Source organism: Actinocrispum wychmicini (assembly GCF_004345645.1).
GTDB lineage: Bacteria > Actinomycetota > Actinomycetes > Mycobacteriales > Pseudonocardiaceae > Kibdelosporangium > Kibdelosporangium wychmicini.
This window is the reverse complement of the sequence record NZ_SLWS01000006.1, coordinates 219,164-236,620: the sequence shown is the minus strand read 5'-3', so window position 1 is coordinate 236,620 and position 17,457 is coordinate 219,164. Positions and strand designations below refer to the sequence as shown.

At 68.8% G+C, this 17,457-nt stretch carries 19 protein-coding genes; 13 read left to right on the top strand and 6 right to left on the bottom strand.

Features of this window, described 5'->3' with window-relative positions; translation table 11 throughout:
• Nucleotide 1: 1 nt before the first annotated feature.
• Both EV192_RS27205 and EV192_RS27200 read right to left on the bottom strand, forming a co-directional pair.
• Nucleotides 2-565: an NUDIX hydrolase gene (locus tag EV192_RS27205; RefSeq protein WP_207926253.1), complete on the bottom strand. Its 564-nt coding sequence runs from the start codon at nt 563-565 to the stop codon at nt 2-4.
• A 285-nt stretch (nt 566-850) separates the two neighbouring features.
• Nucleotides 851-1,033 carry an aldo/keto reductase gene (locus EV192_RS27200; protein ID WP_132120290.1) on the bottom strand — a complete coding sequence of 61 codons (183 nt, stop codon included), beginning with the start codon at nt 1,031-1,033 and terminating at the stop codon, nt 851-853.
• A 62-nt stretch (nt 1,034-1,095) separates the two neighbouring features.
• Here EV192_RS27200 and EV192_RS27195 point away from each other — a divergent pair, with 62 nt between their 5' ends.
• Both EV192_RS27195 and EV192_RS27190 read left to right on the top strand, forming a co-directional pair.
• Nucleotides 1,096-1,572 carry an Lrp/AsnC family transcriptional regulator gene (locus EV192_RS27195; RefSeq protein ID WP_132120288.1) on the top strand — a complete coding sequence of 159 codons (477 nt, stop codon included), beginning with the start codon at nt 1,096-1,098 and terminating at the stop codon, nt 1,570-1,572.
• 16 nt (nt 1,573-1,588) lie between these two features.
• Entirely contained in the window at nt 1,589-2,422 is an 834-nt protein-coding gene (locus tag EV192_RS27190; RefSeq protein WP_165960626.1) for an alpha/beta hydrolase, read from the top strand.
• Here EV192_RS27190 and EV192_RS27185 read toward each other — a convergent pair.
• Both EV192_RS27185 and EV192_RS27180 read right to left on the bottom strand, forming a co-directional pair.
• A complete protein-coding gene (locus EV192_RS27185) occupies nt 2,419-3,390 on the bottom strand; it encodes a DHH family phosphoesterase (RefSeq protein ID WP_243727097.1) in 972 nt (323 codons plus the stop codon). The two genes, EV192_RS27190 and EV192_RS27185, sit on opposite strands and share 4 nt — an antisense overlap.
• A 14-nt stretch (nt 3,391-3,404) precedes the next feature.
• A complete protein-coding gene (locus tag EV192_RS27180) occupies nt 3,405-3,929 on the bottom strand; it encodes a CGNR zinc finger domain-containing protein (RefSeq protein ID WP_132120282.1) in 525 nt (174 codons plus the stop codon).
• Nucleotides 3,930-3,996: 67 nt separating this feature from the next.
• On the opposite strand from EV192_RS27180, the gene EV192_RS27175 reads away from it, so the two are divergent.
• From EV192_RS27175 to EV192_RS27145, 7 genes are all read left to right on the top strand, one after another.
• The gene (locus EV192_RS27175) at nt 3,997-5,289 is read left to right on the top strand and encodes an MATE family efflux transporter (protein ID WP_132120280.1); all 1,293 of its coding nucleotides are present in this window, start codon (nt 3,997-3,999) and stop codon (nt 5,287-5,289) included.
• A gap of 45 nt (nt 5,290-5,334) precedes the next feature.
• Complete coding sequence (locus tag EV192_RS27170; protein WP_132120278.1) at nt 5,335-6,633, top strand: MFS transporter; 1,299 nt, start codon at nt 5,335-5,337, stop codon at nt 6,631-6,633.
• A gap of 71 nt (nt 6,634-6,704) precedes the next feature.
• Entirely contained in the window at nt 6,705-7,499 is a 795-nt protein-coding gene (locus EV192_RS27165; RefSeq protein ID WP_132120276.1) for a helix-turn-helix domain-containing protein, read from the top strand.
• An 89-nt stretch (nt 7,500-7,588) separates the two neighbouring features.
• Complete coding sequence (truB, locus tag EV192_RS27160; RefSeq protein ID WP_132120274.1) at nt 7,589-8,521, top strand: tRNA pseudouridine(55) synthase TruB; 933 nt, start codon at nt 7,589-7,591, stop codon at nt 8,519-8,521.
• An 84-nt stretch (nt 8,522-8,605) separates the two neighbouring features.
• Entirely contained in the window at nt 8,606-9,553 is a 948-nt protein-coding gene (locus EV192_RS27155; RefSeq protein ID WP_132120272.1) for a bifunctional riboflavin kinase/FAD synthetase, read from the top strand.
• 85 nt (nt 9,554-9,638) lie between these two features.
• Entirely contained in the window at nt 9,639-10,118 is a 480-nt protein-coding gene (locus tag EV192_RS27150; protein ID WP_132120270.1) for an XRE family transcriptional regulator, read from the top strand.
• Nucleotides 10,115-10,579 (top strand): 2'-5' RNA ligase family protein, encoded by a 465-nt coding sequence (locus EV192_RS27145; protein ID WP_132120268.1) that lies wholly within the window; start codon nt 10,115-10,117, stop codon nt 10,577-10,579. Before EV192_RS27150 ends, EV192_RS27145 begins: the two co-directional genes overlap by 4 nt.
• Here the strand turns inward: EV192_RS27145 and EV192_RS27140 are convergent.
• Together EV192_RS27140 and EV192_RS27135 are read right to left on the bottom strand one after the other, a co-directional pair.
• Nucleotides 10,567-11,208: a LuxR C-terminal-related transcriptional regulator gene (locus EV192_RS27140; protein ID WP_132120266.1), complete on the bottom strand. Its 642-nt coding sequence runs from the start codon at nt 11,206-11,208 to the stop codon at nt 10,567-10,569. The two genes, EV192_RS27145 and EV192_RS27140, sit on opposite strands and share 13 nt — an antisense overlap.
• On the bottom strand, nt 11,189-12,412 hold the full coding sequence (locus tag EV192_RS27135) for a sensor histidine kinase (protein WP_132120264.1): 1,224 nt from the start codon (nt 12,410-12,412) through the stop codon (nt 11,189-11,191). The genes EV192_RS27140 and EV192_RS27135 overlap by 20 nt, the downstream gene beginning before the upstream one ends.
• A gap of 197 nt (nt 12,413-12,609) precedes the next feature.
• On the opposite strand from EV192_RS27135, the gene rpsO reads away from it, so the two are divergent.
• The 4 genes from rpsO (at nt 12,610) to dapB (ending at nt 17,456) form a co-directional block, all read left to right on the top strand.
• Complete coding sequence (rpsO, locus tag EV192_RS27130; protein WP_132120262.1) at nt 12,610-12,879, top strand: 30S ribosomal protein S15; 270 nt, start codon at nt 12,610-12,612, stop codon at nt 12,877-12,879.
• Between the two features lie 214 nt (nt 12,880-13,093).
• Nucleotides 13,094-15,340, top strand: coding sequence for a polyribonucleotide nucleotidyltransferase (locus tag EV192_RS27125; RefSeq protein ID WP_132120260.1), 2,247 nt, complete (start codon nt 13,094-13,096; stop codon nt 15,338-15,340).
• Complete coding sequence (locus EV192_RS27120; RefSeq protein ID WP_132120258.1) at nt 15,337-16,704, top strand: M16 family metallopeptidase; 1,368 nt, start codon at nt 15,337-15,339, stop codon at nt 16,702-16,704. Before EV192_RS27125 ends, EV192_RS27120 begins: the two co-directional genes overlap by 4 nt.
• A complete protein-coding gene (dapB, locus tag EV192_RS27115; RefSeq protein ID WP_279494229.1) occupies nt 16,701-17,456 on the top strand; it encodes a 4-hydroxy-tetrahydrodipicolinate reductase in 756 nt (251 codons plus the stop codon). The genes EV192_RS27120 and dapB overlap by 4 nt, the downstream gene beginning before the upstream one ends.
• The last annotated feature ends 1 nt before the right edge of the window (nt 17,457 follow it).

Below are 17,457 nucleotides of genomic sequence, written 5' to 3'. Positions count from 1 at the left end.
TCTAGCGCACGTCGAAGGCGAGAAGATGAAGGAGAGCGATCTGAGACGCCGCTCCCACGATTTCACCCTTTGCTATTCTGTTGCGAACAGTGCCCAGCTCAATCCAGGCTATACGCTCTGCTTCGTTGATATCTTGAGGTGTTCCAACGTATTCCGCTCCCATCCCGAGAAAGATAACATTCTCAGCATCGGCGGTCCCGACCATCGGCTGGAACGAGCCAATCCTCTGCACTGACTTTGGGCGCCAACCGGTTTCTTCCTCAACTTCGCGCACGGCTGTAGCTTCAGGGTCGGGGTCGTTTGGATCTACCCAACCGCCTGGCAATTCCCAGGCCCACTTGTCAATGATGAACCTATGGCGCCACATCATAAGGACGCGGTTCTGATCGTCGACAATGGCCATCATTGCAGCCTTAGGTGTGCGTAGTACCCATTGCTCGAAGGTGACACCGTCAGGAAGTTCAACTTGAGCGATGCTCACGCGCATCTTGCGCGTGTCGTCGACCAGGCGCTCGTTGTGGATGGTCCAACGGGTCAGTTCCGTGCCAGTCTGCTCAGCGCTCACGCGCAAGACGCTACCCGCTGCGAGCCTGCGACGTCGTGGCACGGACCGCCGTACAGGGACAGAAGCCATGTCACTTCTGATCAGCTGGCCATCAACCGCCGGAATGCATCACGTCACCGTGGAACAGCGCGCGGTGTTCGGGGTCATCGAGTCAGCATCCGTCAGTACGACATTGGCCAGCGAGCCCTGACGGCCACGCGGCCCCCTCGGTGTCGGCGGGGAAGCAGCGTTGTGGTCGAGTCTTCCCTGGTCAAAACCGGTGCGAACGGCAAGATCCGCATGGAGTTAAACTGTTGATGTCGACGTGTCGAAGTACGTGATGCCGGCGTCCACGGCCCGGCGCACGATCGGGAAGGCGGCGTCCTCGTCCAGGGTCCATTCGCGGGACACGGTGGAGCCGTAGCTCATCATGCCGAGGCAGACGCGGGAGACGTGCAGACCGGTCGAACCCAGCCGGATGTATCGCATGCCTGTATGTTTCACGGTCACAGGCGAAGAGGGAATGGCCTTTCGCAGGCAGGAGACGCTGGATGCCTACAGATTCAAGGTCAACGGACCGGAATGTCCTGGATTCCGTGAACCTGCGGCTGCTGGCCGAACTGCACGAGGACGCCCGGATGTCCATGTCCGAACTGGCCCGCCGGGTCGGGATGTCGGCGCCCGCGGTGACCGAACGGGTGCAGCGCATGGAGGCCGCCGGGGTGATCACCGGGTTCCGGATGGACGTCGACCCGGCGGCGCTGGGCATGCCGGTGACCGCGTTGGTCCGCGTCCGGCCCGGTCCCGGTCAGCTGCACAAGATCGCCAGGACCGCGCGGGAGACACCGCAGGTGGTCGAGTGCTACCGGATCACCGGCGAGGACTGTTTCGTGCTGAAGGTGCACAGTCCGACCATCGGCGACCTGGAGGGCATCCTGGACCGGTTCCTCCTCTATGGGCAGACAACCAGTTCGATCGTGGTGTCCACACCCGTACCCACGCGCCCGCTGCCTCCGCCTGTGTCGTGATCGGTACGCTCGCGCCATGGGGGTTACGCGACGGACGGTTTTGTTCGGCGGGGTCGGGGTGGGTGTGCTCGGCTTGGCCGGCGTGGGTGTGCTCACCGATGTCCTGCCTGGCGGGCCGCGGGCCCGGCGGTTTCTCGGCCTGACCGGGCCGGTCGGCAAGATCCCGGATGTGCCCGCCGGTCCGACGGCCACCACACGGCTCGCCTCGAAGGCGCGTGGCGCGTTGGTCAACGTCGTCACCATGGCGCCGGACGGCTTCACTGCGGAGAAGTTGCCGAAATGCGTGGCGTTGCACGGCTATGGCGGCGATGCCAACTGGATGGTGAGCCTCGGCATGCCCCAGTTCCTCACGGCCGCGGTGCGCGCGGGCGTGCAGCCGTTCGCGGTCGTCTCGGTGGACGGCGGGAACAACTACTGGGTGGAGTACAACGGCGACGACCCCCAGCGGATGCTTACCGAGGAGCTCGGGCAGTTGGACGCGGCGATGGGTATCTCCATGGGTGCCTTCGGGGCGTTGTGCTTCGCGCGGCGCCGTCCGTCGCTGAAGGCCGTGGCCGTCGCCAGCCCTTCGTTGTTCCCGAACTGGGCGGACGTGCAGAAGCGGGGGACCCGCTTCGCGTCCGAGCAGCGGTGGGAGGACGAGGAGCCGTTGCGGCACACCGATCTCATCACGGAAACACCGTTGGGGGTGTGGTGCGGCACCGAGGATCCCACCCTCGAAGCCGCCCACAGCCTGATCGCCCAGACCCACCCGGCGCGCACGGCCATCACCTCCGGCGCCCACGAGGACGCCTACTGGCGACGGATCCTGCCCGAGATGCTCGCGTTCGTCGGCGAACGCATCGCCTAGCGGGACAACGCTTTACGCAACGCCGCGAGGATAGGCTCGACCGGTCCCTCGGCCGTGTACCCGGCGGCGCGCCGGTGCCCGCCGCCGCCCAGGGCGACCGCCACCGCCTGAACGTCCACATCGGACACCGAGCGGAGCGACACGGACCACCGCTGCGGCCCGATCTCCTTGACCACGGCCGCGACTTCGGCTTCGTGCGTGGTCCGCACGAAGTCCACGACCGCCTCGACTTCCTCGGGACGCACGTCCTTGGCGTCCTCCTGCGTCACGTACGTGTACACGAGCCCGCGTCCGCCGACGGCGTCCCCGTCCAGAACGGCCCGCCCCAACACCGTCGAGAGCATCGGCAGGAACGCGAACGGGTGCTCGTCCATGAGCCGTCGCGTGGTCTTGTCCGGGTCCACGCCGGCCGCAAGCAGTCGTGCGGCGAGTTGGTGGGTTTCCGGTGTGGCTCGACGGAATCCGCCGGTGTCGGTGACGATGCCGGCGTACAGGCACTGCGCGATCTGCGCGTCCAGTTCCACACCCAGTTGGTCGAGCAACTCCGCCACGAGCGCGGCCGTGGCAACGGCATGCTCGTCGACAACGTGATGCGTGCCGTAACGCGTGTTCGAGGCGTGGTGGTCGACCACCAGGACCTGCCCGCCGGCGTCGATCGTGCTCGCGACACGGGTGCCGAGCCGCCCCAGCCGCTGCACGCTGCCGGTGTCCAACGCGACCAGCAGCGGCGCGTGCTCCGGGACCTCGGCCGCGGGCACCAGCAGACCGGCGAAATCCAAGGGGCGCAACGTCTCCGGCACCTCGTCCGGTTCTCCGAACGACACCCGCACGGTCGCGCCCCGGCGATGCAACGCCAGGCCGAGCGCGAGCGCGCTGCCGAGGGCGTCGGCGTCGGGGTGGACATGGGCCAGCAGGGTCACGTCGGTCGCCGCGCGCAGCAGTTCGACGGCACCATCAAGGTCACTCACCCCTCTAGTGTCGCTCAGGCGCCTCGCTGCCGTGACCTGTGGGCGGCGACGTGCACGCGGTTGGCGCAGCGGGCCGAGCAGAAGCGTTTGGCCTTGTTGGTCGACGTGTCCACGAAGTACGTGCCGCATGTCGGGTCCGCGCACTGGCCCCACCGGTCCAGGCCGAGGCGGACGATGCCCTGCGCGATGCCCCAGGCCGCGGCGGCCGCGACCTCGGTGGCGGGCGGCTGGGCGGTGTCGGCCACGTGGATGTGCCAGTTCGGCTCGTCATCATGGCCGGAGGACAACCGCGGCCGCAGCGGGTGGTTTTCGAGCAGCGTGTTCACGGCGTTCTCGACGGCCGCGACGTCCCGTGCGACGGCGGCAGCCAGGACCGCTCGCAGGCTGGTCGCGACCGTCCGGAGGCAGACGAGGTCGTGGGCGGTGACCCGGCCGGCCCACCACGGCTCCGCGTAAAGGGCCTCTTGCAGCGTGGAGACGTCGGTCAGGTCGGCGTTGGCCAGCCGAACCGCCACGTCGAGGTAATCGGCATTGTCCATCTGCGGTCCTTACATCTATCGTGTCAGGGGTTAAACCACTGTTCGTACCTTACCTAGGGGGACGCCGGTGACGCCGCTGCGCCGCTTGCTGTCGTTGGCCGTGCCGGCGCTGGTCGTGTTGGCCGCCGAGCCGCTGTACCTGCTGGTCGACACGGCTGTCGTCGGGCATCTCGGCGCGGTGCCGCTGGCCGGGCTGTCGGTCGCCGTGGTGCTGATGTCCCAGGTCAGCAACCTGCTGACGTTCCTGTCGTACGGCACGACCGCGACCGCCGCCCGGCTCTACGGCGCGGGACGCCGGACGGAGGCGGTGGCCGAGGGAGTGCAGGCGACGTGGCTGGCGGTCGTCGTGGGGATGGCGCTGGTCGTCGTCGGGCAGGTCGCGGCGCGGCCGGTGGCGGATCTGCTCGCGGGGTCGAGCGAAGTGGCGGACGCCACTGTCGGCTGGTTGCGGATCGGGTTGTTCGGCTGGCCGCTGGTGTTGATCACGATGGCCGGCAACGGGTGGATGCGGGGCGTGCAGGACACCGCGCGGCCGTTGCGCTATGTGCTGGCGGGCAACGGGATCTCCGCGCTGCTGTGCCCGATCCTGGTGCACGTGGTCGGCTGGGGGCTGACTGGTTCCGCGATCGCGAACGTGGTGGCGCAGGTGATCTCGGCGGCGATGTTCATCCGGGCCCTGATGGCCGAGCAGGTGTCGCTGCGGCCGTCGCCGTCGAAGATGCGCGCGCAACTCAGCATGGGACGCGACCTGTTGCTGCGGGGTATCGCGTTCCAGGCGAGCCACATCTCCGCGACGACCGTCGCCGCGCACATGTCGACAGCGACCGTTGGCGCGCACCAGATCGTGTTGCAGCTGTGGAATTTCCTCGGGCTGGTGCTTGACTCGCTCGCGATCGCCGCGCAGTCGCTCGTGGGGGAGTCGCTCGGGGCGTCGGATGAAAGGCACGCGCGTTCGGTGGCGTGGCAGGTCGCCGGGTACGGGCTGATCTTCGGATCCGCGCTCGGCGTGGTGTTCGCCCTGCTGGCCGGTGTGCTGCCGCACGCGTTCACGACCGATCCGGCGGTGTTGGCCGAGGTGCCGCACGCGTGGTGGTTCTTCGTTGCGCTGCAACCGATCTGCGGTGTGGTGTTCGCGCTGGACGGCGTGCTGGTCGGCGCCGGGGACGCGGCGTTCATGCGCAACTCCACGCTGTTGGCGGCTTTTGCCGGTTTCCTTCCGCTGATCTGGGCGGCGTACCTGTTCGGGTGGGGGCTGGTCGGGATCTGGGCCGGGCTGAGCGCGTTCCTGGTTGTGAGACTGGTCGCAGTCGTCAGTCGGACGCGTTCCGGCAGGTGGGCAGTGGTGGGGGCGGTTCGTTAGCATGGCTTTTCGTTAGCGTTGCTCAGTAATTGATCTTGGAGAGGGGTGCGTGTGCGCGCCGGTAGACAGGCGTGGTTGATGTGGGGTACGGCAGTGGTCGTCTACATGGCGGCGGTCTTCCACCGCGGTTCACTCGGGGTCGCGAGCCTCGAGGCGACTCGTCGCTTCGGCGTCGGGCCGGCCGCGTTAGGTACGTTCACAGTTCTGCAACTCCTTGTCTACTCGGCGATGCAGGTGCCCACCGGTCTGTTGGTCGACCGCTTCGGCCCGCGCAAGATTCTCACCGCCGCGGCGTTCACCATGGGCGTCGGCCAGGTGCTGTTCGCGATCGCTTCCTCGTACCCGTTGGGTTTGTTGGCGCGTGCGGTGCTTGGGTTCGGGGACGCGATGACGTTCATCAGCTTGCTGCGCCTGGCATCCGCGTACTTCTCCGCTCGTCGCTACTCGCTCGTCGTCTCGCTCACCGCCGCGCTGGGCGGCCTGGGCAACCTCGTGGCCACGGTCCCGTTGACCCTGCTGCTGCACGAAGCCGGCTGGACGGCGACTTTCCTGGTCACCGGCCTGGCGACGGCCGCGTACACGCTCCTCACGTTGCGCCTGCGGGACACCCCTGCCGGGCCGGCGCCACGGTCCGCACCCGTGCGACTCACCGACGTGGCGAGGAACGTGCGCGCCACATTGCGGATTCCCGCGTCCCGCCTGGGTTTCTGGGTGCATTTCGCCACCATGGCCGCGCCGACGGTGCTGAGCCTGCTGTGGGGCTTTCCGTATCTCGTTCAGGCACAGGGGTTGTCGGCCGAGACGGCCAGTTCGGTCCTCGGTGTCATGGTGATCGTGATGATCGTCAGCGGTCCGTTGATCGGCGGCGTGATCGGGGCCCGGCCGGCGATCAGGATGATCCTGGTCGCCGCGTTCCTGATGTTCGCGGTCGGCCTGTGGGCACTGCTGTTGCTGTGGCCCGGCCGAATGCCTACCGCGCTGCTGACTGTCGTGTTCGGACTGATGTCGCTCGGCCTGCCGTTGTCCGCCATCGGTTTCAGCATCGCCCGGGACTTCAACCCGCTGCACCGGGTCGGCACCGCCAGCGGTGTGGTCAACGTCGGCGGCTTCTTCGCCACCACGGTCGCGGCCCTCGGTATCGGCTTGGCGCTGGGCTGGGGTGCTTCGTTCCGGCTCGCGCTCGTCGTGCCGGCCGCCCTGATGGCTTTGGGGATCTGGCGGACAGCCGTGTGGTGGCGCCGTGCCCGCGCTGAGGTGTTCGCCGCGGAGGCGCGCGGTGAAACTGTTCCGGTGCGCATTCGTGCACATCGTTGGGACGCGAAAGTGAAAATGGAAGCGGCCTGATTTTTCGGAGTCCCAGCGACTAATTCCATGCTTATCATGGGGTTCCAGGTCACTACTGTGGAGCGTTGCCAATGGGAATACCTGGAAAACCGAACTACTACGGCCGGCAGTTGGTCCGCAGGCTGCGTAACGAGCGGGAGCGAGCCGGCCTCACCCAGGAGGAGGCGGGCGAGAAACTCCACCTCAGGCTGCAGAAACTCAGCCGGATCGAGAACGGCCAACTGCCTGGGTACCACGAGCTGATGGCGATCCTGGCGCTGTACGGCGCGTCGTCCTACGACTGCGCGGCGTACGCGCGGCTGTGGGAACGCGCGAAAGAGCGCGGCTGGTGGCGGAAATACGGACTCGAGGACAGTACGTATATCGCCATGGAACACGAAGCAGAATCTCTGGTTGAGTTTCAGCTGGGCCGGATTCCGGAATTGCTGCAAATCGCCGCCTATGCGCGCGAGTGCGTGCACGGCGACGAAAAACAGGTCAAGGTACGGATGAAACGCCAGGACCGGGTGCTCGGCGGGGAGAATCCGCTCGTGTTGCACAGCCTGATCCACGAACCCGTGCTGCGTCAGGGAGTCGAACGGGAGCAGTTGGCCGAGCTGATCGAGCGGTGCCTCCTGCCGAACGTGACCGTCCAGGTCGTTCCGCAGTCCGTGGGGTCGCACCCGGGGCTGGCCGGTTCGGTGACCCTGCTGGCCTTCGACGATCCGGAGGAACCGCGGATCGCCTTCGCCAGGACACCGCTGGGCATGACGTTCACCCAGGACGAGGACGTCACCACGGGCGTCCACACGGAACTCTCGGCACTGGCCGAGCGGTCGATGAGCCCCGAGGACTCGCTCGACCTGCTTGTGGCGCTGGCCGGGTAGGCGTCGACGCCGAGCGACGCGTCCGCCGCGACCATCTCCGCGGTGACGCGTCCGCTCGGCGTGACCGAGCCAGCATCGCCGGTTCATGCATGGCCGCCACAGTCCCGGTGGCGTATGTGAGGATTCCGGCTGTGAAGCGTGACCCTGTCGCCCCCGGTCTTGTCGTCGTCGACAAGGCGCCCGGCATGACCAGCCACGACGTCGTCGCCAAGGTGCGGCGGATCCTCGGCACCCGCAAGGTCGGCCACGCCGGCACCCTGGACCCGATGGCCACCGGGGTGCTGGTGCTCGGCGTCGAGCGGGCCACCAAACTGCTGGGCCACCTCGCCCTGGACACCAAGGTCTACCTGGGCACCATCACCCTCGGCCGGGCCACCACCACCGACGACGCCGAAGGCGACGTGCTGTCCGAAGTGGACGCCAGCCACGTCGAGGACGAGCCGATCGCCACCGGGATCCAGGCCCTCACCGGCGAGATCATGCAGGTGCCCAGCTCGGTCAGCGCGGTCAAGATCGACGGCAAACGGGCCTACGCGCGCGTCCGTGAGGGGGAACAGGTCGACATCCCGGCCCGCCCGGTCACCATCAGCCGGTTCGACGTGCTCCACGTCCGGCGGGACGGGCCGTTCGTCGAACTGGACGTCATGGTCGACTGCTCGTCCGGCACGTACGTCCGCGCCCTGGCCCGTGACCTGGGCGCCGGCCTGGGCGTCGGCGGTCACCTCGCGGCCCTGCGCCGCACCCGCGTCGGCCCGTTCGACCTGCGCGTCGCGCGCACCCTGGAGCACCTTGAGGAGAATCCGGGCCTGTCCCTGGACCTGGACGACTCGGTCGCGACCGCGTTCCCCCGACGTGACGTCGACGACAAGGAAGCCACCGCGGTCCAACACGGCCAGCGGATCCCCGCCGCCGGCCAGTCCGGTACGTACGGCATCTTCGCGCCGGACGGCCACGTCCTGGCACTGGCGGCCGACGAGGGAACGACGGCCAAGCCCCTGGTCGTCCTCAGCCCGGCGGGCTGAGCGGGTGTTTACTGTCCGTGAGTGGCCGGTTGCCCCGACACGATCACACCGGGTCGGGGCGATGTGCCCTGTAGTCTGCTGATCGTGCAGCGATGGCGCGGGTTGGAGCATCTGCCGGGTGGTTGGGGACGTTGTGTCGCCACGATCGGGGTGTTCGACGGTGTGCACCGCGGGCACCAGGTGCTGATCGAGCGGGCGGTGGAACTGGCCGAACGACGGGACGTGCCGAGTGTCGTGGTGACGTTCGACCCGCACCCCGCCGAGGTGGTCCGGCCGGGCAGCCACCCGGCGCAGCTGACCACGTTGCGGCGCAAGGCGGAGCTGGTCGAAGAGCTGGGCGTGGACGTGTTCTGCGTGCTGCCGTTCACCGCCGAGACGTCGAAGATGCCGGGCGACGAGTTCGTACACGAGATCCTGGTGGAGCGGCTGCACGTGGCCGCGGTCGTGGTCGGCGAGAACTTCCGGTTCGGCCACCGCGCCCAGGGCGACGTCGACCTGCTGACCCAGCTGGGCAACCGGTTCGGCTTCGTGGCCGAGGGCGCGAAGCTGCTGACGTCGGCCACCAACGGCGAGATCACGTTCTCGTCCACCTACATCCGGGCCTGCGTGGACGCCGGTGACGTGGTCGCGGCGCAGGCCGCGCTCGGCCGCCCGCACCGGCTGGAGGGCATCGTCGTCCGTGGCGACGGCCGCGGCCACGAGTTGGGGTTCCCGACGGCCAACCTGTCCACCCCGCGCTACACGGCCGTGCCGGCGGACGGGGTGTACGCATGCCGTTTCATCCTCTTGGCCGGCAGCGGGCAGCGGTCGCTGCGGGCCGCCGTGTCGGTGGGCACGAACCCGACCTTCTCCGGCCGGGAACGCCGGGTCGAGGCGTTCGTGCTGGACGTCGACGAGGACTTCTACGGCCAGCGGGTCGGCCTGGACTTCGTCGCGCGGCTGCGCGACATGGAGCGGTTCGACTCGGTCGACGGCCTGATCACGCAGATGCACGCCGACGTCGACAACGCGAGACGACTGCTGGGCGACTAGCTCGGGATCGGTCAATTCGGCTCGCCGGCCGGGGGTGGCCTGGCAAGATGCAGGGCAACGGCCTTGAGCTTGGGGAGAGGCGAAGGTGGAGGACCAGAAGATCGTCCAGCGCAACCTGGAGCTGCAGCGACAGTGGTACGGCGAGCCGCTCGGCGACCGTGTCCGGCGGCTCGTGGTGGCGTTCGACGTCTCCCAGGCCAACCTCGCCGACGTGCTGGGCATCAGCGCCCCCATGCTGAGCCAGGTGATGAGCGGCCGGCGGGCCAAGATCGGCAACCCGTCCGTGCTGGCCCGGCTGATCATGCTGGAACGCAAGGTGCTCACCCCGGAGGTGGCGTCCGGCCGCCGGGAGGCCCTGCAGAAGGCCCTTGAGGACGTCCGTGACTCGAAGCCGACCGTGAGCCGGGACATGCTGCCCGTCGACCCGGGCCGGGCCGACCGGGCCGCGCTGGCAGTGCTGCGCCGGGCCGCGAGCGTCGACGAACTGACCGAAGCGGCCCGGTTGCTGGACGGCAGGTTCCCGGCGATCGCCGAGGTGCTGCGTCGGGCCGGAGCGCTTACGTGAGGCTGTTCACCGCGGCCTTACCGCCGCCGGCCGTGGCCGACCACCTTGCCGCGGCTCTGGATGGCATCACCGGCGTCGACTACTGGGCGCCGCGGGCGGCGTGGCACATCACCATCGGGTACTACGGCGAGGAAGACCCGGGGCCCCGCGTCGAGTGGGTCAAGGAACGCCTCCCTGGGCTGACGCCCGCCCGGATCTCCTTGGGGGACAGCGGAAACTTCCGGGACACCCTGCTGATGACGGTGTCCACTTCGGACTCGGCGTTGGCCGGCATGGCCGCCGTGCTGAAGTGGAACGACAAACACCCCGAGTTCGTGCCGCACCTGACCATCGGCAAGGGAAAACCGCTGAACCTGGCCTATCAGGGGCCGGAGTGGACGGTCGACGAGATCGTCCTGCTCGGCGCCGAAGAACGGCACGACTACACCGAGGTGGCCCGCTTCCCGCTTCAGGCGAGGTAGCGCAGCACGGCGAGGACACGGCGATGGTCGGTGTCCGACGGGGGCAGCCCCAGCTTGGTGAAGATGCTGCTGATGTGCTTCTCCACCGAACCGTCGCTGACGAAGAGGGCTTTGGCGATGGCGGTGTTGGTGCGGCCCTCGGCCATCAACCCGAGCACCTCCCGCTCCCGCGCGGTCAACGCGGCCAGGTCCGTGGCCCGCCGGCTGGCGCCGAGGATCTGGGTCACCACCTCGGGATCCAGCACTGTCCCGCCGGCCGCCACCTGCTCGCACGCGGCCAGGAAGTCGCGGGTGTCGGCGACCCGGTCCTTGAGCAGGTAGCCGACACCGCGGGTGCCGCCGCTGAGCAGTTCGGCCGCGTACCGGGTCTCGATGTGCTGGGAGAACACCAGCAGCCCGACCGACGGCGCCGACCGCCGGACCGCGAGCGCGGCGCGGATGCCCTCGTCGGTGAAGGTCGGCGGCATCCGGACGTCCACCACCGCGATGTCCGGCCTGTGCTCGGCGACCGCGTCCTCCAGCGCGGGGCCGGTGTCCACGGTGGCGGCGACGGCGTGGCCGCGCGTGGTCAGCAGCAGGGACAGCCCGTCCCGGAGCACCGCACTGTCCTCAGCGATCACGACCTTCATGGGGGAATTCGACCACGACCTCGGTCGGCCCTCCGGCGGGGCTGGAGATCGTCAGCGTCCCGTCCACGGTCGCGACCCGTTCGGCCAGCCCTGCCAGCCCTGATCCGGGACTGGCGGCGGCGCCACCGACTCCGTTGTCCGTGACGGTAACCGTCAGATCTGGCGTCACAGTGACGGTTGCCGCCGTGGCTCGCGAGTGTTTGACGATATTCGTCAGCAGCTCGGCCGTGCAGAAGTACGCGATGGTCTCGACCGAGGCGGCCGGCCGGACCGGCAGGTCCACCGACAGCGTGACCGGGACCGGACTGCGGGCGGCGAGGGTCGCCAGCGCCGGGTCCAGGCCCTTGTCCAGGGCCGCCGGGTGGATGCCGCGGGCCAGGTCACGGACCTCCACCAGGGCCTCCTTGGCGTTGTGGTGGGCCATCTCGACCAGCTTGCGGGTCATCGCCAGGTCGGGTTCACCGTCCAACTCGTCCTTGGCCATCCCCAGGTGCATGGCGAGCGCGACCATCCGGGCCTGCGTGCCGTCGTGCAGATCCCGCTCGATCCGCCGCAGCCGCGCGGCCGCGTCGTCGACCGCGTGCGCCCGGGACTCCTCCAGGTCACGGACCCGCTGTTCGAGCGTGGTCGTCCCGAGCAGGCCGTGGATCATCACGTGGTCCAGGAACAGCAGGAAGTGCGTCACCTTCGGCGCCAGCCACAGCAACAGCACCCCGACCAGGCTCTGCAGGAGCACAGTCGGCCAGGTGTTGATCCTGATGTCGCCGAACGGCAACGTGATGGTCTGGTCGGCCGGCAGCAGGTACCAGAACGTTACGTAGGCCACCATGAACAGCCCGTAGGCCCAGAAAATGGCCGTCGCGACGAAGGTGAACAGCCCCACCGGCGCCTTCAGGATCACGTACGCCACCGCGCGCCAGCTGGCCGCGTTGAGCAGGACCGCCGGCACGACTCCGCGCCTCGGTCGCGGCCGGGGCGGCTTCGGCACCTCCAGGCCGAGCAACCAGGACGCGAGCGCGCGGTGCGTGTTGCCCAGGCCGCGGGCGAGCAGCACGCCGAGCGCCGCGATCGGCAGGCCGACGAACGTGACCGACAGCAAGGTGCCCAGCAAAAGCGGAAGCAGCATCAGGACGAGACCCAGTACACTCAGGGGTAGGCCGGTGAGCGCGTACAGTGCTTCAGCCCAGGTTCGCCTGGTGAACATGCCGTCCAGACTGCCCGAGCGCGGGACCGCCGTGAAAGCCGGCTGGCCTCCATACGCTCGGTTGTGGGCATGCGCAAGGGCCCTGATACCCTTCGTAGTTGGGTGCGGCTGCGGTCCGTGGCGGCCGACACCCGGCTGTTATCGAACGGCGCCGCGAACATGGCGTCCACACGGCACAACCTGAAGGAGAACGACGCGTGGCGCTGACCACCGAACAGAAGAAGTCGATCCTCGGCGAGTACGGTCTGCACGACTCGGACACCGGATCACCCGAGGCACAGGTCGCCCTGCTGACCAAGCGGATCAGCGACCTGACCCGACACCTTCAGCAGCACAAGCACGACCACCACTCCCGCCGCGGCCTGCTGCTGCTGGTCGGGCGACGCCGCCGGTTGCTCAACTACGTGGCGAAGGTGGACATCCAGCGGTACCGGACGCTGATCCAGCGGCTCGGCCTCCGCAGGTGAGCTCGCGAGGGGGAGCGGCTGCCGGCCGTTCCCCCTCGGCAGATTGACAACAAAGAACAAGGGCTCAGCGGAACGGGGCAGTATTCTGCGCCGGTCCTCGGTAGTGGCTCCCGGGCGGAAAGAGGTGCCCCGGGGGCTTCGATCGAAGACCGGCCTCGTCCGTTGTACCGCGCCGCCGCACCGCGGGCCCGCGAAGACGAGGAGACACAACTCCATGACAGACTCCCACGAAGCTGGAGTCCACGAGACCACGGCCGTGATCGACAACGGTCGGTACGGCAAGCGCGTGGTCCGGTTCGAGACCGGCCGGCTGGCCAAGCAGGCCGCCGGCAGCGTGGTGGCGTACCTCGACGAGGAGACCATGCTCCTCTCGGCGACCACCGCCTCGAAGCACCCGAAGGAACACTTCGACTTCTTCCCGCTCACCGTGGACGTGGAAGAGCGGATGTACGCCGTCGGCCGGATCCCGGGCGCGTTCTTCCGCCGGGAGGGCCGCCCGTCGACCGACGCCATCCTGGCCTGCCGGCTGATCGACCGGCCGCTGCGGCCGTCCTTCGTGGACGGCCTGCGCAACGAGATCCAGGTCGTGGTCACGGTGATGAGCCTGGCCCCGCAGGACCTGTACGACGTGGTCGCGATCAACGCCGCGTCGGCGTCCACCCAACTCGCCGGCCTGCCGTTCTCCGGCCCGGTCGGTGGCGTCCGGGTGGCGCTGATCGAGGGCCAGTGGGTCGCGTTCCCCACGTACACCCAGCTGGAGAAGGCCGTGTTCGACATGGTCGTCGCCGGCCGGATCGTAGGTGACGACGTCGCGATCATGATGGTCGAGGCGGAGGCCACCTCGAACGTCATCGACCTCATCGGCGACGGCGGCACCGCCCCGACCGAGCAGGTCGTGGCCCAGGGCCTGGAGGCCGCGAAGCCGTTCATCCGCGCGCTGTGCGTCGCGCAGCAGGAACTGGCCGACCGCGCCGCCAAGGCGACCGGCGAGTTCCCGGTGTTCCCGGCCTACCAGCCGGACGCCTACGAGGCCGTCGAGCAGGAGGCCGCCGTCCGGCTCGCCGAGGCGCTGTCCATCGCCGGCAAGCAGGACCGCGAGGCCGCGATCGACGAGGTCAAGGCCAGCGTGCTGGAGACCGTCGGAGCGCGCGAGGAGTTCGAGGACCGCGAGAAGGAGATCGGCGCGGCCTTCCGTTCGCTGAACAAGAAGCTGGTCCGCCAGCGCATCCTGCGGGACAAGGTGCGCATCGACGGCCGTGGCCTGACCGACATCCGGCAGCTGTCCGCCGAGGTGGCCGTGGTGCCGCGGGCGCACGGCTCGGCCCTGTTCGAGCGCGGCGAGACCCAGATCATGGGTGTCACCACGCTGAACATGCTGCGGATGGAGCAGCAGATCGACTCGCTGTCGCCGGAGACGACCAAGCGGTACCTGCACCACTACAACTTCCCGCCCTACTCGACCGGGGAGACCGGCCGGGTCGGGTCGCCCAAGCGCCGCGAGATCGGCCACGGCGCCCTGGCCGAGCGGGCCCTGGTGCCGGTGCTGCCGAAGCGTGACGAGTTCCCGTACGCGCTGCGTCAGGTGTCGGAGGCGTTGGGGTCCAACGGTTCCACGTCGATGGGTTCGGTCTGCGCGTCCACCCTGTCGCTGCTGAACGCCGGTGTGCCGCTCAAGGCGCCGGTCGCCGGCATCGCGATGGGTCTCGTCTCCGACGAGGTTGACGGTAAGACGTCCTATGTGGCGCTGACCGACATCCTCGGCGCCGAGGACGCGTTCGGCGACATGGACTTCAAGGTCGCCGGCACCAAGGACTTCGTGACCGCGCTGCAGCTGGACACGAAGCTCGACGGCATCCCCTCCGAGGTGCTGGCCCAGGCGCTGGCGCAGGCCTACGACGCCCGCATCACGATCCTGGAGGTCATCGCCGAGGCGATCGACAAGCCGGACGAGATGAGCCCGTTCGCGCCGCGCGTCACCAGCGTGAAGATCCCGGTCGACAAGATCGGCGAGGTGATCGGCCCGAAGGGCAAGATGATCAACTCGATCACCGAGGAGACCGGCGCCGACATCTCGATCGAGGACGACGGCACGATCTACGTGGGCGCGGCGGACGGCCCGTCGGCCGAGGCGGCGATCGAGAAGATCAACGCCATCGCCAACCCGCAGCTGCCCAAGGTGGGCGAGCGCTTCCTCGGCACGGTCGTGAAGACGGCCGCGTTCGGCGCGTTCGTCTCGCTGCTGCCCGGCAAGGACGGCCTGGTGCACATCTCCAAGCTGGGCAACGGCAAGCGGATCGGCAAGGTCGAGGACGTGGTGAAGGTCGGCGACAAGCTCCGGGTGGAGATCGCCGACATCGACCAGCGCGGCAAGATCAGCCTGGTCCTGGTCAAGGAAGAAGAGGCCGAGAAGCCGGCCGAGACCCCTGCTGAGCAGCCAGCCGAGGAGCCCGCGACCACGTGACGCGCACTGCGACGGCCGCGGGCTCCGCCCGCGGCCTTCTGCAAAAGCCCGGTACCACCAAGACGTTGGAGCGCACCGACCAGGGCGAGGTCCGCCGGACCCTGCTGCCCGGTGGGCTCCGGGTGGTCACCGAGCATGTTCCCGGCGTGCGGTCGGCCTCGGTCGGCATGTGGGTCGGGGTCGGGTCCCGGGACGAGCAGCCGAGCGTCGCCGGGGCCGCGCACTACCTGGAGCACCTGCTCTTCAAGAGCACGTCCCGGCGCAGTGCCCTGGAGATCGCCGAGGAGATCGACGCGGTAGGCGGCGAGCTGAACGCGTTCACCGCCAAGGAACACACCTGTTTCTACGCGCATGTCCTCGACCAGGACCTCGCGCTGGCCATGGACCTGGTGTGCGACGTGGTCTTCGAGGCGTTGCTCGCCGAACGCGACATGGAGACCGAGCGCAGTGTGGTGCTCGAAGAGATCGCCATGCGCGACGACGACCCGGAGGACCTGCTGCACGACGCGTTCTGCGCGGCGCTGCTGCCGGACCATCCGTTGGGCCGTCCGGTGCTCGGTAGCGAACAGTCGATCACCGACCTGAGCCGCAACGCGTTGTACGGCTTCTACAAGCGCCGTTACACGTTGCCGCGGATGGTTCTCGCGGTCGCCGGCAACATCAAGCACGCCGACGTGCTTCGCTTGGTGCGCAAGGCACTCCGCGATCGGCTGGTCGGCGAGGTCGAGCCGGTGCCGGTGCGTCGAGGCCGGGCCAGGAGTGCCGGCGTGCCCCGGCTCGTGCTGCACACCGAGGACACCGAACAGACGCATCTGATGCTCGGCGTCCGTGCGCTGGACCGGCACGACGAGCGCCGGTTCACCCTGGGTGTGCTGAACGCCGCGCTCGGCGGCGGGATGAGTTCCCGGCTGTTCCAGGAGATCCGTGAGAAGCGGGGCCTGGCGTACCAGGCGTACTCGTCCATCGCGTCCTATTCGGACATGGGGCACCTGTCGGTGTACGCGGGCGCGCAGCCGGACCGGCTCGGCGAGGTCGCGGGCGTGATCCGCGAGATCCTCGGCGACGTGGCCCGCGGCGGCCTGACCGACGCGGAGGTGGCCCGGGGCAAGGGCCAGTTGCGCGGCGGCCTGGTGCTCGGCCTGGAGGACACCAGTTCGCGGATGTCCCGGATCGGCAAGGGCGAGCTGACGTACGGCAACTACCTGACCGTCGGCGAGACGCTGGCCCGGATCGAAGCGGTGACCGGCGAGGATGTCGCCGTGCTCGCCAGGGAACTGCTGTCCCGGCCGATCGCGGCCGCGGTGGTCGGCCCGTACGCGCACACCGACGACGTCCCGGTCGAGGTGCACGAGGTGATGAAGTGAGGTCGGCTGACGACCCGATCCGGGTCGGCGTGCTCGGCGCCCGCGGTCGGATGGGCGCCGAGGTGTGCCGTGCCGTGGATGCCGCGCCGGACATGAAGGTCGTGGCCGCGGTCGACGTCGGCGACCCGAAGTCCGAACTGCTCAGCGCCGAGGTCCTGGTGGACTTCACCCACCCGGACGCGGTGCTGGACAACGTCCGGTTCGCCGTGGACAACGGTATCCAGTGCGTGGTCGGCACATCCGGCTTTGACAGCGCCAAGCTGGCGACCGTCACCGGGTGGCTGGAGCACAAGCCGGAGGTCGGTGTGCTGGTGGCACCGAACTTCGCCATCGGCGCGGTGCTGTCGATGCGGTTCGCGGAGCTGGCGGCCCCGTACTACGAGTCCGCCGAGATTATCGAACTGCACCACGCGCGCAAAGTCGATGCCCCGTCGGGCACGGCGTCGCACACCGCGCGGCTGATCGCGGCGGCCCGTGCCCAGGCCGGCTTGGGCAAGGCCCCGGACGCGACCACCGTCGAGGTGGACGGCGCCCGCGGAGCGTTGGTCGACGACGTGCGCGTGCACTCGATCCGGCTGTCCGGGTTGGTCGCGCACCAGGAAGTCCTGTTCGGCGGCTCCGGGGAGACGTTGACGATCCGGCACGACTCGCTGGACCGGAACTCGTTCATGCCCGGTGTGCTGCTGGCGGTCCGGTCCATCCTGGGCCGCGCCGGCCTCCTGGTCGGCCTCGACAAGCTGATGGACCTGTGAG